The organism is Rahnella selenatireducens (assembly GCF_046449555.1).
Taxonomy (GTDB): Bacteria; Pseudomonadota; Gammaproteobacteria; order Enterobacterales; family Enterobacteriaceae; genus Rahnella; species Rahnella selenatireducens.
Genome location: NZ_JBKEZJ010000004.1, coordinates 246476 through 260495, shown reverse-complemented (window position 1 = coordinate 260495; position 14020 = coordinate 246476). Strand labels below are relative to the sequence as shown.

Sequence of the window (14020 nt, the reverse complement as noted above, 5' to 3'; positions counted from 1 at the left end):
CGGCTGGATTCCAGGCTTTGTTACACGCCTGGCAGTACATGTTTAGCGTAGTGTCTTTAACCCAAAGAATTCCCGGGCCGTCACCTCATCGTTCGCAATTTGTTGCTTTAAAGCATCAAGCGAGGAAAAACGCTGTTCGTTGCGCAATTTTGCGCGAAGCACCACGTCAATGTGGCGCCCGTATAGATCTAATGTGGTGTCGAGAAGGTGCACTTCCAACTGCTTGCGCACACCGCCGACCGTCGGGCGTATACCAATGTTCGCCACGCCCGGCAAAGGCTCAGGCCCGAGGCCTAAAACGTCCACAGCATAAACACCGCGCACAGGTGAAACCACACGTTTCAGCGGCACGTTGGCCGTTGGAAAACCGATGGTACGCCCCAGTTTATCGCCGTGAACAACACGGCCGGAGATACTGAACGGATGGCCCAGTAAATTTTCGGCCAGCGCCAGATCGTCATCACGCAGCGCATCGCGAATTGCGGTGCTGCTGATGCGATTGCCGCCTTCGCGGAAGGTTTGTGTGCTGATCACTTCGAAGCCATATTCTTCACCGGCTTTCTGTAACAGCTCAAAATCTCCCAAACGGCGCGCGCCGAAGCGGAAATCATCCCCGACCGTCAGGAATCTGACGCCCAGTTTCTCCACCAGCAATTTAGAGATAAATTCCTGTGCAATATGCGCGGCGAACCGGGGTTCGAAGCGTACGCATAACAGATAATCTACCCCACACTCGGCCAGATATTTTGCTTTGTCACGCAAACTGGTCAAGCGTGCAGGTGCTTTATCACCGGCGAACAGTTCCAGCGGCTGTGGCTCAAAAATCATTACCATCACCGGCAGCCCCAGACGTTGACCTTCCAGCTTTAGCTGTTTGATCAGGGCCTGATGACCACGGTGTACACCATCAAAATTGCCAATAGTCAGCACACATCCATGATGACGTGCTCGAATATTGTGTATTCCGCGAATTAGCTCCATAGCTGGCTCAAATCCAATGCTGACTCATAAAGATGGAAATCGGCGGATTATACCTTGTACAGCCTCCAAGGTTAACCAGCGATTCACAGGATCACACCATTCTCCCTTGCATACGGCAGATATTGCGGTTCAAATGGACGAGTGGCGATGAAAATCTTTCGTTGCATACAGGGAATGCGTGACTTTTCGCATAAACAAGGCGTTAATGGCCGCAGTGGGCAGTTTGTACACTCTCCTGTCGATTTTTCTCGCGAAAGACTGTATTCCGATGCCGGAAGCTGTTAAAATCCTGCGCCATCACAACGTAACAAGCGACGGTTAAAGTTTACGCTTAAAAGCGCCGCTTATTTGCACAAATCCGTTGACAAAAGAAGACCGAAAAGGCATATTCCTCGGCCTTTGAATTGTTCATCAATAGAAAAATATTTGGGAGTTGGCCTTGGCTAATATCAAATCAGCTAAGAAACGCGCCGTACAGTCAGAAAAACGCCGTAAGCACAACGCGAGCCGTCGTTCAATGATGCGTACCTTTATCAAAAAGGTACACGCGGCTATCGCAGCAGGCGACAAAACTGCTGCACAAAATGCATTTAACGAAATGCAACCAATTGTGGACCGTCAGTCTTGCAAAGGCCTGATCCACAAAAACAAAGCAGCGCGTCATAAGTCAAACCTGACTGCGCAAATCAACGCAATGCAATAATCGCATTACGCTGAAATGCTTTGATAAAAAAACCGGCCCAGGCCGGTTTTTTTATATCTTAAATTTGAGTCGTTTCAGGATTCAGCTAAATAGCGCCGAAAAGTCAGTGTGGCAAATCCGCTGTACGGAAGGATGTTGGATCATTCTTTCCGCAAAAATCACGTAGTACTCTTCCATGATCCCTTCTACCCGCCCGACTTCTTCAATTTTCTCGTCCTGAAACTCCGTCGAGGAGTAGATAGCCGGTGCGACAAAAATGGCATCGTTGTTCATTCCAAATGCTTTCATCAGCGCCGCGTCATCGAATTCCCCGAGGATATTGACGTTCAGCCCCTGCGTCGTAAACCAGTTCAGCAATTTACGCCCTAACATCGAACGGCGGCCAGGAATAAGCAGCGGTCGTTGCTCAAGGCAGGCAGGAAAATCTACGCCATCCAGCGGCTTGCAGCAGAAGAAGCTGATCGGGCTTTCACCCAGTTTGACTGAAAATAACCCTTCCTGCTGTGTAGAATCCACCGGACAGTCGGAGAGAATCATATCCAACTTATGCAAACTCAGCTGTTCGAGCAGCATTTCATGCGTCGATTCAAAACAGCGTAAATGAATTTGTGCATTTTCAGGGACGGCGGCTTCCAGCACACGACTGACCAGACGTTTGGACAACGCATCCGCAACACCCACATCAAATAGCAGGCTCGACTCTTTGCGGTAATTCACGATATCCAGCATTTCCTGACTGAGGGTGAACATTTTGTCCGCATAGCGATAGACCAGCTGACCCAGCTCTGAAGGTATCAGCCCGCGCCCTTGCCGCTTAAAAAGTTTTCCGCCGAGCCTTTCTTCCAGTGATTTAATCTGGCCGGTGATTGTCTGCGGGGTCAGATACAACGCCTCGGCGGCTCCCACAACAGAACCTGATTTACACACGTGCCAAAAATAATACAAATGGTTGTAATTAATATGAGGCATGTTTTCATCCTTTTCTGAAGCACGAGATTGCTATCAGGTTACGCGACACAGCGCGCAACCTGTCGGTCAATGTTTAACAACTTTCTTTGGTAAAGCACGGCTCAACAGCACATATCCCAACAGCGCCGAAGCCACTGACCCCATCAGGATGCCCATTTTCGCGTAAGTCAGCAGTGCCGGATCCCGCAGGGTGAAGGCCAGTGAACCAATGAAAATCGACATGGTGAAGCCAATACCGCACAGCACGGAAACAGCTGAAATCTGGCCGAATGAAATCCCTGACGGTAAACGGGTGATGCCCAATTTGAGTGCTACACTGCTGAACAACATGATGCCCAGCGGTTTACCCAGCAGCAGGCCCGCCGCAATCCCCATCGGCAGCAGGGAAAATGCCCCGGAAGCCGTCACGCCCTGCAAAGAAATCCCCGCATTCGCAAAAGCAAAAATTGGCAAAATAAACCAGGCAACGTACGGATGAATACCGTGCTCCAGGCGGCGTGCGGGTGCAGCCTTATTATCTTTGGTATTCAGCGGGATCAGGAAGCCAAGGATCACGCCCGCTAATGTCGCATGGATACCTGATTGCAGAACGCATACCCAGAAAATTGCGCCAATCAGCAGGTAAGGCGTCAGTTTTTTGACCCCGCGCCAGTTCAGGCAGGCCAGTGCGGCGATACAAATTGCCGACAACCCCAGCGCCATCATCGAAATATCATGGCTGTAGAACAGCGCGATAATCACGATGGCACCCAGATCATCAATGATGGCCAGTGCCAGCAGGAAAACTTTCAGCCCGGTCGGTACGCGTGATCCCAACAGCGCCATAACACCCAATGCAAAAGCAATATCCGTTGCAGCCGGAATTGCCCAGCCCTGACGCGCAATTTCGTCATTGCCGTTGAACAGCAAATAAATCAGCGCCGGAACGATCATACCGCCCAGCGCGGCGATCGCCGGGAACAGCGCCTGCTCGCGATTGGCCAGAGCGCCTTCACACATCTCCCGCTTAACTTCCAGACCAATCATCAGGAAAAACACCGCCATCAGACCGTCGTTAATCCACAGCAAAAGCGGTTTGTCGATCAGCAATTCAGAAAAGCGCAGCGTGACCGGAATATCTAAAAACGCCTGATAAGCGCCCTGCAACGGGCTGTTTGCCATAACCAGTGCCACGAAGGCGGCAATGATGAGCACAATTCCGCCCGCAGCTTCCATACGCAAAAAACGACGAATTAAATTCGACATTCTGACTCTCCTGTTAATTAAGCGTGGCTGAAAACGGGACGCCACAATGGGGTGCGCGAATTGTACGCAGTGATTCACTTCGTAAAAACTCGTTTATTTCTGGAGTATACCTCGGTTTTTGCGAATTATTTATTCGCCGCTTTCACCGTTTTTTTAAAAAATCCCATAAAAAAATCCCCGGCGCGAATTGCTGCCGGGGATTTGTCTGGATTACCGTTCCTTTTCGCAGGAACCGGTTAACGTGTCAGATCATCGAAAAACTTTTTCACGCCGTCCAGAAAGCTTTTAGAGCGCGGGCTATTTTTTTCGCCCGATACGCCACCAAAGCTTTCTTCCAGATCACGCAGCAATTGTTTTTGCTTTTCGCTCAGGCTGACCGGTGTTTCGACTACAACACGGCACATTAAGTCGCCCTGCGCGCCGCCTCGTACGGATTTCACACCACGCCCGCGCATACGGAACATCTTGCCGGTTTGCGTTTCGGCTGGGATCTTCAGGCTCACGCGTCCATCAAGCGTAGGAACCTCAATTTCGCCACCCAGTGCAGCCATCGCAAAGTTGATTGGCACTTCGCAGTACAGGTTGTTGCCTTCGCGCTCAAAGATTTTGTGCGCTTTGACCTGAACCTGAACGTACAGATCGCCTGACGGTGCGCCATGCTCGCCCGCTTCGCCTTCACCTTCCAGACGAATACGGTCGCCGGTATCTACACCCGCAGGAATTTTCACGGACAGCGTTTTCGAACGTTCTACGCGGCCATGACCGTGGCATTTGTTGCACGGATCTTTGATAACTTTACCGCGTCCCTGACAGGTCGGACACGCCTGCTGCACAGTAAAGAAACCCTGACGCATCTGCACCTGGCCCGCACCGTGACAGGTTGGGCAGGTCGTTGGTGAGCTACCCGCTTTCGCGCCGCTGCCGTGGCAAACGTCACATTCATCCAGTGTCGGGATGCGGATTTCTTTGGTGACACCACGAACGGCCTCTTCCAGAGTCAGATCCATGTTGTAACGCAGATCTGAACCCCGGCTGGCACGCTGACGGCGACCGCCGCCAAAGATGTCGCCAAAGACGTCACCAAAGATGTCGCTGAAATCTGCACCGCCGCCGCCGTAACCACCTCCACCGCCCATGCCGCCCTGTTCAAAGGCTGCATGACCGTACTGGTCATAGGCCGCACGCTTTTGCGCATCGGTCAGAATTTCGTAAGCTTCTTTAATTTCTTTAAATTTGCTTTCAGACTCTTTATCGCCCTGATTACGGTCAGGGTGATGCTTCATCGCCAGGCGCTTGTAGGCCTTTTTGATTTCGCGCTCATCGGCCGTTTTAGAAACGCCCAACAGCTCGTAATAATCTTGCTTCGCCATGCTTTTTCCTGCCCTCAACATGCGTGCACGGGCGTAGAGTTTCCTCGACGCCCGTGCTGGTTTTCAGTAATGAATTCTTACTGTGCCCGCTAAAGGGCGATTATTTCTTGTCTTTAACTTCTTCGAATTCAGCATCAACAACGTCGTCATCTTTCTTCGCGCTGTCATCGCTGCCTTCGGTCTGGCCTTGCTGCTGAGCCATTTCCATCAGTTTGCCGGAAACCTGAACCAGCGCCTGGATTTTCGCTTCGATATCAGCCTTGTCTTCACCTTTAGCAGAAACTTCCAGTGCTTTCAGGGCTTCTTCAACAGCAGTTTTGTCTTCAGCTGGCAGTTTGTCGCCGGCTTCTTCCAGTTGCTTACGGGTTCCGTGGATCAGGTGGTCCGCCTGGTTGCGGGTCTGAACCAGTTCTTCAAACTTACGGTCAGCTTCAGCATTCGCTTCAGCATCGTTGACCATTTGCTGGATCTCTTCTTCCGTCAGACCAGAAGATGCCTTGATGGTGATCTTCTGCTCACGGCCGGTATTTTTGTCTTTCGCAGACACATGCAGGATACCGTCGGCGTCAAGGTCGAAGGTCACTTCGATTTGTGCCTGACCGCGTGGCGCTGCCTGAATACCGTCCAGGTTGAACTGACCCAGAGATTTGTTATCACTTGAACGTTTACGCTCACCCTGCAACACATGGATGGTTACTGCAGACTGGTTGTCTTCCGCAGTAGAGAACACCTGGCTGTGTTTCGTCGGGATAGTGGTGTTTTTGGTGATGAGCGGAGTCATCACGCTGCCCATGGTTTCGATACCCAGAGACAACGGAGTCACGTCCAGCAACAGAACGTCTTTAACATCACCCGCCAACACACCACCCTGAACTGCTGCACCGATTGCCACAGCTTCGTCCGGGTTCACGTCTTTACGTGGTTCTTTACCAAAGAATTCAGCCACTTTCTTCTGAACCATTGGCATACGCGTCTGACCACCGACCAGGATCACGTCCTGAACGTCAGATACAGACAGGCCTGCGTCTTTCAGAGCCACTTTCAGTGGTTCAATACAACGGTTAACCAGGTCTTCCACCAAAGATTCCAGTTTTGCACGGGTCACTTTGATATTCATGTGTTTTGGACCGGTTGCATCCGCAGTGATATACGGCAGGTTAACGTCGGTCTGCTGAGCAGAAGACAGTTCAATCTTCGCTTTTTCAGCCGCTTCTTTCAGACGTTGCATTGCCAGCGGATCATTACGCAGATCCATACCTTGTTCTTTCTTAAACTCTTCAACCAGATAGTTGATCAGACGGCTGTCGAAGTCTTCACCACCGAGGTGAGTATCACCGTTGGTTGCCAGAACTTCGAAGGTTTTTTCACCGTCAACTTCGTCGATTTCGATAATAGAGATATCGAAAGTACCACCACCGAGGTCGTATACCGCGATAGTGCGGTTACCGATTTCGCGATCCAGGCCGTAAGCCAGTGCCGCAGCGGTTGGTTCGTTGATGATACGTTTTACTTCCAGACCTGCGATACGGCCGGCGTCTTTAGTTGCCTGACGCTGAGCATCGTTGAAGTATGCAGGTACGGTGATAACAGCTTCAGTTACTGGTTCGCCCAGATAATCTTCAGCAGTTTTCTTCATTTTCTTCAACACTTCTGCAGAGATCTGCGGAGGTGCAATTTTCTGACCTTTAATGTCGATCCAGGCGTCGCCGTTGTCGGAGCCTACGATCTGGTAAGGCATGATGCCTTTATCGCGTTGTACTTCTTCATCCTGGAAGCGACGGCCAATCAGGCGTTTGATCGCAAACAAGGTGTTCTGCGGGTTGGTCACTGCCTGACGTTTAGCCGGAGAACCTACCAGAGTCTCGCCATCTGCCGCATAAGCGATGATGGAAGGAGTGGTGCGGTCGCCTTCAGCATTCTCCAGTACACGAGCAGTCGTGCCATCCATGATAGCTACACAAGAGTTGGTGGTGCCCAGGTCGATCCCAATAATTTTACCCATCTAAAACGTCTCCACTTAAATTCATATTCGTTCAGGTTGCTACTGTATATGAGGACGATCTTTTCGATTTCAACAGCCCCATATTACGGTTTTACCGACGGTAACAACTGCGGTTGAGGATAAGATGGGGCCATGACGCTCAGCATCAAGGGGCAAAGTGAAAAAAAATCTTCAATTGCTGTTACGCCAGATCAATGTTTACTGACGCAACCCTCCTTATGATGCCGCGCGCTTCCAAAGATATGCGGCTTTTTTACCCATTTCCCAAGCGTTTCTTCCCCCGATTATCAATTAATAATAATTCTGATACAGAGGATCTATGCAGACCAAAACGTTGGCAAATCCAGGCCCGCTCGGGTTAATGGGATTTGGTATGACTACTATCTTATTGAATTTACACAACGCAGGCTTTTTCCCGCTGACCGCTGTTATTGTCAGCATGGGCATTTTTTATGGTGGTTTGATTCAAATTCTTGCAGGGATGATGGAATTTAAAAAAGGGAATACCTTCGGTACCACGGCGTTCACCTCCTACGGTGCGTTCTGGCTGAGCCTGGTCGGTATTCTGATGCTGCCACGCATGGGCATGGCCGATGCCAGCAGCGAAAGTTTTCTGGGCGCTTATCTGGGTATCTGGGGCGTGTTCACTCTCTTCATGTTTTTTGGCACGTTGAAAGCAAACCGTGGTTTACAGGTCGTTTTCGGCAGCCTGACCATTTTGTTTGCCCTGCTGTGTTTCGGCAACATGACCGGCAATACGGCAGTTCTGCATTTTGCAGGCTTTGAAGGTATCTTCTGTGGCGCCAGCGCGATTTATCTGGCGATGGCCGAAGTGCTGAATGAACAGTATGGCCGCTCCGTTTTGCCGATTGGCGAACCGAAAAGCCACGCTCGCGATGTGAATGCGGTGACAGCATAACGCACAGCGTTTCAGACAAAAAGCCCCGTTCATCCGGGGCTTTTTTTGATGTAAGAAACGGAAACTTACTGGCCGGAAGCGGCGCGCTCTGCAAATTCAGCTTCGCGGGCGGTTTCACTGTTCAGATCACGACTGAGATAGACACCGGTCAGTAAACCAATCACCGACAATGCCAGCACATAATATGCCGGTGCCATTGGTGTCAGACGCATGATAAGCGTCACGAACACCGGCGTCAGGCCACCAAAAATGGCGTAAGCCACATTGTAAGAGAAAGAAATCCCGGTAAAGCGTACTTCGGCCGGGAATGCCCGCACCATCACATACGGCACCGCGCCAACCACACCCACGCTTAAACCTGCCAGCGCGTACATCACCATCAGTACAGACGGATCAGCTGCAACCATGTGATAGAAAGACCAGCTGCAAATACCGAGGAACAGGCTGCCGATAATAAATGTCTTACTGGCACCCAGACGATCCACAAAGCTGCCCGAAATAATGCAGCCAAACATCAGCGCAACGGTGGCGAGGCAGTTTGCCTGCAAAGCCGCTGCAGCCGGAATGCCAAACTGTTTTTGCAGCCACGTCGGTGTCATCAGAATGACGACTACGATCCCCGCGGACAACAGCCAGGTCATCAGCATCGACACCACGATTTCTTTTTTATGATTGGCGACAACGGCCTTCAGCGGCAATTCTTCTGCCAGCGCTTTGTGGGCTTTCATCTCGATAAAGACTGGCGTTTCCTGCAACCAGCGGCGCAGATACAGGGCGATTAACCCGAAAACTCCGCCGATAAAGAACGGAATGCGCCAGCCATATTGGCTGATCGTAGCGGATGTCATACTGGTGTTCAGTAAAGTTGCCACAAGAGAACCCAGCAGGATACCCATTGTCAGCCCGGCAGTCAGCGTTCCGCAGGCAAAACCAATGCGGTTACGCGGAACGTGTTCCGCCACAAAAACCCAGGCTCCCGGCACTTCGCCGCCGATCGCTGCGCCCTGCAAAATACGCATCAGTAAAAGCAATAACGGTGCGGCAATACCAATCGAGGAATAGGTCGGCAGGAGCCCCATCGCCAGCGTCGGTAACGCCATCAGCAGAATACTCAGGCTGAACATCCGTTTGCGGCCAACAAGATCTCCAAAGTGCGCCATGATAATGCCGCCCAGCGGACGCGCCAGATACCCGGCGGCAAAAATGCCGAACGTCTGCACCTGACGCAACCAGTCGGGCATATCAGCCGGGAAGAAAAGATCGCCAATAACCGCAGCGAAAAAGACGAAAATGATGAAATCGTAGAATTCGAGGGCACCGCCCAGCGCAGCCAGGGAAAGCGTTTTGAAGTCCTGCCGGTCCAACCGGCGCGATTGTGCGTGTTGCATAAGAGTCCGTGTGACGCCAGAGTGAAAATGGAAACGGTTTTTGCCGCTTTCTGTAAAGTAATTATTACTATAGCGGCAAATATTTTTCACACCAGAGCGCCTGAATCTTATTTCAAAAACTCAGCGTATTCAGTTTTTTGTGTCGCGGCGGGCACTTTTTGGACGAAAAGCTGCTACAACATGGTCGTGCGTTTCAATATACGGCCCGTCGAGCAACTGGATGCAGTAAGGCACGCTGGCGAAAATACCGGAAACGATCACTTTGCCCTCCGCGTCTTTCAGACCTTCCAGCGTTTCCTGAATGGATTTGGGCTGGCCTGGTAAGTTGAGGATCAGCGCCTGTTTGCGGATCACGCCGACCTGACGCGATAAAATTGCCGTCGGGACAAAGTGCAGGCTGATCTGACGCATCTGTTCACCAAAACCCGGCATCTCACGATCGGCGATCGCCAGCGTGGCGTCCGGTGTCACATCACGACGCGCCGGGCCGGTTCCGCCAGTGGTCAGCACCAGATGACAACCGCTTTCATCGACCAGCTCGCTGATCGCCTGTTCAATCAGAGGTTGTTCATCCGGAATAAGCCGGGTTTCCAACTTGAAGGGCGTGAGGAGCGCTTTCTCCAGCCATTCTTCCAGCGCCGGAATACCTTTGTCCTGATACACCCCACCCGACGCACGGTCTGACACTGATACCAGACCAATTCGCAATTTATCCATGCCATTTCTCCGTGACAATATCTGCTTTCAATAAGCCTCATTATATCGATAACGGCGCGGGGGTTTTATCGCAGGCACAAAAAAAGCGGCTGATTAGCCGCTTTTTGTCGAAAGCTGAGCGCTGATTACAGCAGGTCAGAAATCATTTTTTCCAGTTTGCCCTGATCGATTGCAAACTTACGGATGCCATCTGCCAGTTTGTCGATCGCCATTGGATCCTGGTTGTGGTCCCAGTAGAACTGAGCTTCAGTCAGTGGCGCAGGACGTGGTTTGGTTTCGCCGGAGAAGGACAATTTGCGTTCCAGCGGACCTTCGCTTTCTGCCAGCTCTTTCAGAAGTGCAGGTGCGATGGTCAGACGGTCACAGCCAGCCAGTTCGATGATTTCGCCAATGTTACGGAAGCTTGCGCCCATCACGACAGTTTCGTAGCCGTGTTGTTTGTAGTATTCGTAGATTTCGGTCACGGACACAACGCCCGGATCTTCATTCGGTGCGAACTCTTTTTTGTCGCCATTGGCTTTGTACCAGTCGAGGATACGGCCAACGAATGGAGAAATCAGGAACACACCGGCTTCTGCACATGCACGCGCCTGAGCGAAGGAGAACAGCAGCGTCAGGTTACAGTTGATGCCTTCTTTTTCCAGTTTTTCCGCTGCGCGGATACCCTGCCAGGTAGAAGCCAGTTTGATCAGGATACGGTCGTTACTGATGCCCGCATCGTTGTAGAGTTTGATCAGGCGTTTCGCTTTCGCCACGCTCGCGTCTGTGTCGTAAGACAGACGTGCGTCAACTTCAGTCGAAATACGGCCCGGGACCAATTTCAGGATTTCCAGACCGATGTTCACTGCCAGTTTGTCAGCTGCATCAGTAATCTGCTGATCGTGATCGCTGCTCTGGTCACGTGCCCAGGCGATTGCTTCGTCGATCAGTTTACGGTATTCAGGAATTTGCGCAGCGCTGAGGATCAGTGACGGGTTAGTGGTCGCATCCTGCGGCTGGTACAACTTCATTGCCGCGATATCTCCGGTGTCAGCAACAACCTGAGTCATTTGGCGTAGGGAAGTCAGTTTATCGGTCATTTTGGCATATCTCATCGTTTGGACGTTTTCGTATAGGCATTTTCATGCCTTGCCTTTGGCTGATGATAACATGCAAAAAGCCACGCGCAAGGCGCTTATCGCGGCATGCTCGGCTACGAACATCTATGGATTTCTCACCTTCCAAAACACACAAAATCAGCCAATTCGCATATGTCCCCGTTTCAAGAAAAAAGGTATGTTAGCCAACCAAAGTGGTCATAGCCCTCTGCGCGAACAACTAAAAAAATGAAGGGTTAATCAACCAAGGATAATTCATGAATGATCTGCTGGATTTTTTTGACACCATTCTCTGGAGTTCCATCCTGATTTACCTGCTGTTTGGCACTGGCATTTACCTCACCATTCGCCTGAGTTTCATCCAGTTTCGCCGTTTCAGGCATCTGTTCTCCCCTGCCCTCTTTAAGTCTGGCCGCGATGCGCGGGGAATGTCAGGCTGGGGCACGCTGTGCCTCAGTTTATCCTCACGTATTGGTACCGGTAACCTGACCGGCGTCGCGATAGCCATAACCCTCGGCGGGCCAGGCGCAATTTTCTGGATGTGGGTCATTGCGGTTTTCAGCATGGCGACAGCGCTGATTGAGAACACGCTGGCGCAGATATACAAAGGCGTGGGCGAACGCGGTAAATTTCGCGGCGGCCCGGCGGACTACATGGAGAAAGGATTGGGCATGCGCTGGATGGGCATTCTGTTTTCCTTTCTGATGGTTATCTCCTGCGGCTTTATTTTCAGTGCGTTACAGGCCAATTCCATTGCGCAGGCCTCTTATCATTTGCTGCATGTTTCCCCTCTCACCACCGCCAGTATTTTGGCCACACTGACCGCCGTAATGATTTTTGGCGGCATCCGCTCTGTTATCTGGCTTTCAAAATGGCTGGTTCCGCTGATGGCTTTTCTGTACCTGCTGCTGGCGGTCTGGGTCATCGGCCATAACATAGAGAAATTGCCGCAGGTGATCGCACTGGTCTTCAAAAGTGCTTTCGGCCTGCAGGAAGCCGCCTCCGGCGCGGTGGCTTATGGCATCACGCAGGCCATCACTCAGGGAATGCAGCGCGGCGTTTTTGCCAGTGAAGCGGGTGTCGGTTCCTCACCAAATGCGGCGGCGATGGCGTCGGTCAGCCACCCCGCCACCATGGGTTTCAACCAGATGTTTGCCGTCTTTATCGATACCGTGGTGATTTGCACCGCCACGGCGCTGATTGTGCTGACCTCCGGCGTGCTTGATCATCCGGACGCGCCATTTGGTATCCGCTTATTGCAGCAAGCCATCACGCCTGCGACGGGCGGTTGGAGCCATATCGCGCTGGCCGTGCTGGTATTTTCCTTCGCCTTTACGTCAATCTCAGGCAACTACGCTTATGCCGAAAATAACCTGAGTTTCGTTCACAGCTCCGCACCGTATAAATTACTGATTTTTCGCCTGATGGTCATCGGGATGGTGTTCTGCGGCTGTCTCATGGAACTGCATATCGTCTGGAAACTGGCGGATATCTTTATGGCGTTGATGGCGATACTGAACCTGACCGCATTGCTGCTGCTTTCAGGCGTGGCGGTCAAAGTGGTGAAAGACTATGAGCGCCAGCAGCAAATGGGGAAAATACCGGTGTTTAATCCCGACCATTTCCCGGAATTGCGAGGCCAGTTGGAACCGGGAATTTGGGACAAAAACCGTCACGGCGCAGACAGATAAGCTTTTACCTATCGATATCATGGCTCCCCCGCAGCCCCTTTTTTGCTACAGTGGTACAACGAAAAAATCCCAAATTTGAAGCGTCACTGACCAACGGACGAGACTATGCTGACTATTATTTCACCTGCCAAAACGCTCGATTACGAAAGCCCGCTTGCGACAACGCGCTATACCCAACCTGAGTTGCTGGATAAATCGGCTCAACTGATCACCGTGGCGCGTAAAATGTCGCCTGCGCAGATCTCTTCACTGATGGGGATCAGCGATAAACTGGCCCATCTGAACGCCGAGCGCTTCAATGACTGGCAGCCGGATTTCACGCCGGAAAATGCACGTCAGGCATTACTGGCGTTCAAAGGTGACGTTTATACCGGCTTACAAGCCGACGACTTCAGCGAAAAAGATTTCGATTTTGCCCAGAAACATCTGCGGATATTATCGGGTTTGTACGGACTTCTTCGTCCGCTGGATCTGATGATGCCGTATCGCCTGGAAATGGGTATCCGCCTGGAAAATCCGCAGGGTGCCAATCTTTATGCCTTCTGGGGCGAGTTGCTGACCGAAAAACTCAACCATCTGCTGAGCGAACAGAAAAGCAAGGTGCTGGTGAATCTGGCGTCCGACGAATATTTCAAAGCGGTAAAACCTAAACTGCTGGATGGCGAAATCATCAAACCTGTTTTCCTTGATGAGAAAAATGGCAAATACAAAGTCATCAGCTTCTACGCGAAGAAAGCGCGCGGGCTGATGAGCCGCTTTATCATCAAAGAACGTCTGGATAAGGCGAAACAATTGCAGGATTTCAATCTGGAAGGTTATGCCTTTGACGAATCACGTTCGCAGGGCAACGAGCTGGTCTTTACCCGCCCTGAACGCTGATTTCCCTTTCTGAGTCTGTAAAAAAGCCCTCACGAAGAGGGCTTTTTGCATTTCAGAAT

At 51.4% G+C, this 14020-nt stretch carries 12 protein-coding genes; 4 read left to right on the top strand and 8 right to left on the bottom strand.

Translation table 11 applies throughout. The features are described 5' to 3' along the window. Window positions 1-42 precede the first annotated feature (42 nt). Window positions 43-981, bottom strand: coding sequence for a bifunctional riboflavin kinase/FAD synthetase (gene ribF / locus ACLBVC_RS08955; protein WP_410149310.1), 939 nt, complete (start codon window positions 979-981; stop codon window positions 43-45). A gap of 439 nt (window positions 982-1420) precedes the next feature. Between ribF and rpsT the strand changes: the two genes are divergently transcribed. Further along, the gene (rpsT, locus tag ACLBVC_RS08950) at window positions 1421-1684 is read left to right on the top strand and encodes a 30S ribosomal protein S20 (RefSeq protein ID WP_104923385.1); all 264 of its coding nucleotides are present in this window, start codon (window positions 1421-1423) and stop codon (window positions 1682-1684) included. 81 nt (window positions 1685-1765) lie between these two features. Here the strand turns inward: rpsT and nhaR are convergent, their stop codons facing one another. From nhaR to dnaK, 4 genes are all read right to left on the bottom strand, one after another. Next, complete coding sequence (nhaR, locus tag ACLBVC_RS08945) at window positions 1766-2653, bottom strand: transcriptional activator NhaR (protein ID WP_410149309.1); 888 nt, start codon at window positions 2651-2653, stop codon at window positions 1766-1768. A gap of 66 nt (window positions 2654-2719) precedes the next feature. Further along, window positions 2720-3898, bottom strand: coding sequence for a Na+/H+ antiporter NhaA (gene nhaA, locus ACLBVC_RS08940; protein ID WP_410149308.1), 1179 nt, complete (start codon window positions 3896-3898; stop codon window positions 2720-2722). A 236-nt stretch (window positions 3899-4134) separates the two neighbouring features. Beyond that, window positions 4135-5268: a molecular chaperone DnaJ gene (gene dnaJ / locus ACLBVC_RS08935; RefSeq protein ID WP_165058956.1), complete on the bottom strand. Its 1134-nt coding sequence runs from the start codon at window positions 5266-5268 to the stop codon at window positions 4135-4137. 100 nt (window positions 5269-5368) lie between these two features. Continuing rightward, a complete protein-coding gene (gene dnaK / locus ACLBVC_RS08930) occupies window positions 5369-7270 on the bottom strand; it encodes a molecular chaperone DnaK (protein WP_195813692.1) in 1902 nt (633 codons plus the stop codon). A 319-nt stretch (window positions 7271-7589) separates the two neighbouring features. Between dnaK and satP the strand changes: the two genes are divergently transcribed. After that, window positions 7590-8189 carry an acetate uptake transporter gene (satP, locus tag ACLBVC_RS08925; RefSeq protein ID WP_410149307.1) on the top strand — a complete coding sequence of 200 codons (600 nt, stop codon included), beginning with the start codon at window positions 7590-7592 and terminating at the stop codon, window positions 8187-8189. Between the two features lie 65 nt (window positions 8190-8254). On the opposite strand, the gene ACLBVC_RS08920 is transcribed toward satP, so the two are convergent. From ACLBVC_RS08920 to tal, 3 genes are all read right to left on the bottom strand, one after another. Further along, on the bottom strand, window positions 8255-9577 hold the full coding sequence (locus tag ACLBVC_RS08920) for an MFS transporter (RefSeq protein WP_410149306.1): 1323 nt from the start codon (window positions 9575-9577) through the stop codon (window positions 8255-8257). 129 nt (window positions 9578-9706) lie between these two features. Continuing rightward, window positions 9707-10294 carry a molybdopterin adenylyltransferase gene (gene mog / locus ACLBVC_RS08915; protein WP_410149305.1) on the bottom strand — a complete coding sequence of 196 codons (588 nt, stop codon included), beginning with the start codon at window positions 10292-10294 and terminating at the stop codon, window positions 9707-9709. A gap of 125 nt (window positions 10295-10419) precedes the next feature. Then, entirely contained in the window at window positions 10420-11373 is a 954-nt protein-coding gene (tal, locus tag ACLBVC_RS08910; protein WP_152325183.1) for a transaldolase, read from the bottom strand. A gap of 275 nt (window positions 11374-11648) precedes the next feature. Here tal and ACLBVC_RS08905 point away from each other — a divergent pair, with 275 nt between their 5' ends. Both ACLBVC_RS08905 and yaaA read left to right on the top strand, forming a co-directional pair. Continuing rightward, window positions 11649-13082, top strand: coding sequence for an alanine/glycine:cation symporter family protein (locus ACLBVC_RS08905; RefSeq protein WP_410149304.1), 1434 nt, complete (start codon window positions 11649-11651; stop codon window positions 13080-13082). A 105-nt stretch (window positions 13083-13187) separates the two neighbouring features. Continuing rightward, entirely contained in the window at window positions 13188-13961 is a 774-nt protein-coding gene (gene yaaA, locus ACLBVC_RS08900) for a peroxide stress protein YaaA (RefSeq protein ID WP_410149303.1), read from the top strand. The last annotated feature ends 59 nt before the right edge of the window (window positions 13962-14020 follow it).

Bases quoted from the DNA above. Each gene is read 5' to 3' on its own strand.
- ribF (WP_410149310.1), bottom strand. From the start codon at position 981: ATGGAGCTAATTCGCGGAATACACAATATTCGAGCACGTCATCATGGA.
- nhaR (WP_410149309.1), bottom strand. From the start codon at position 2,653: ATGCCTCATATTAATTACAACCATTTGTATTATTTTTGGCACGTGTGT.
- nhaA (WP_410149308.1), bottom strand. From the start codon at position 3,898: ATGTCGAATTTAATTCGTCGTTTTTTGCGTATGGAAGCTGCGGGCGGA.
- dnaJ (WP_165058956.1), bottom strand. From the start codon at position 5,268: ATGGCGAAGCAAGATTATTACGAGCTGTTGGGCGTTTCTAAAACGGCC.
- dnaK (WP_195813692.1), bottom strand. From the start codon at position 7,270: ATGGGTAAAATTATTGGGATCGACCTGGGCACCACCAACTCTTGTGTA.
- satP (WP_410149307.1), top strand. From the start codon at position 7,590: ATGCAGACCAAAACGTTGGCAAATCCAGGCCCGCTCGGGTTAATGGGA.
- ACLBVC_RS08920 (WP_410149306.1), bottom strand. From the start codon at position 9,577: ATGCAACACGCACAATCGCGCCGGTTGGACCGGCAGGACTTCAAAACG.
- mog (WP_410149305.1), bottom strand. From the start codon at position 10,294: ATGGATAAATTGCGAATTGGTCTGGTATCAGTGTCAGACCGTGCGTCG.
- tal (WP_152325183.1), bottom strand. From the start codon at position 11,373: ATGACCGATAAACTGACTTCCCTACGCCAAATGACTCAGGTTGTTGCT.
- ACLBVC_RS08905 (WP_410149304.1), top strand. From the start codon at position 11,649: ATGAATGATCTGCTGGATTTTTTTGACACCATTCTCTGGAGTTCCATC.
- yaaA (WP_410149303.1), top strand. From the start codon at position 13,188: ATGCTGACTATTATTTCACCTGCCAAAACGCTCGATTACGAAAGCCCG.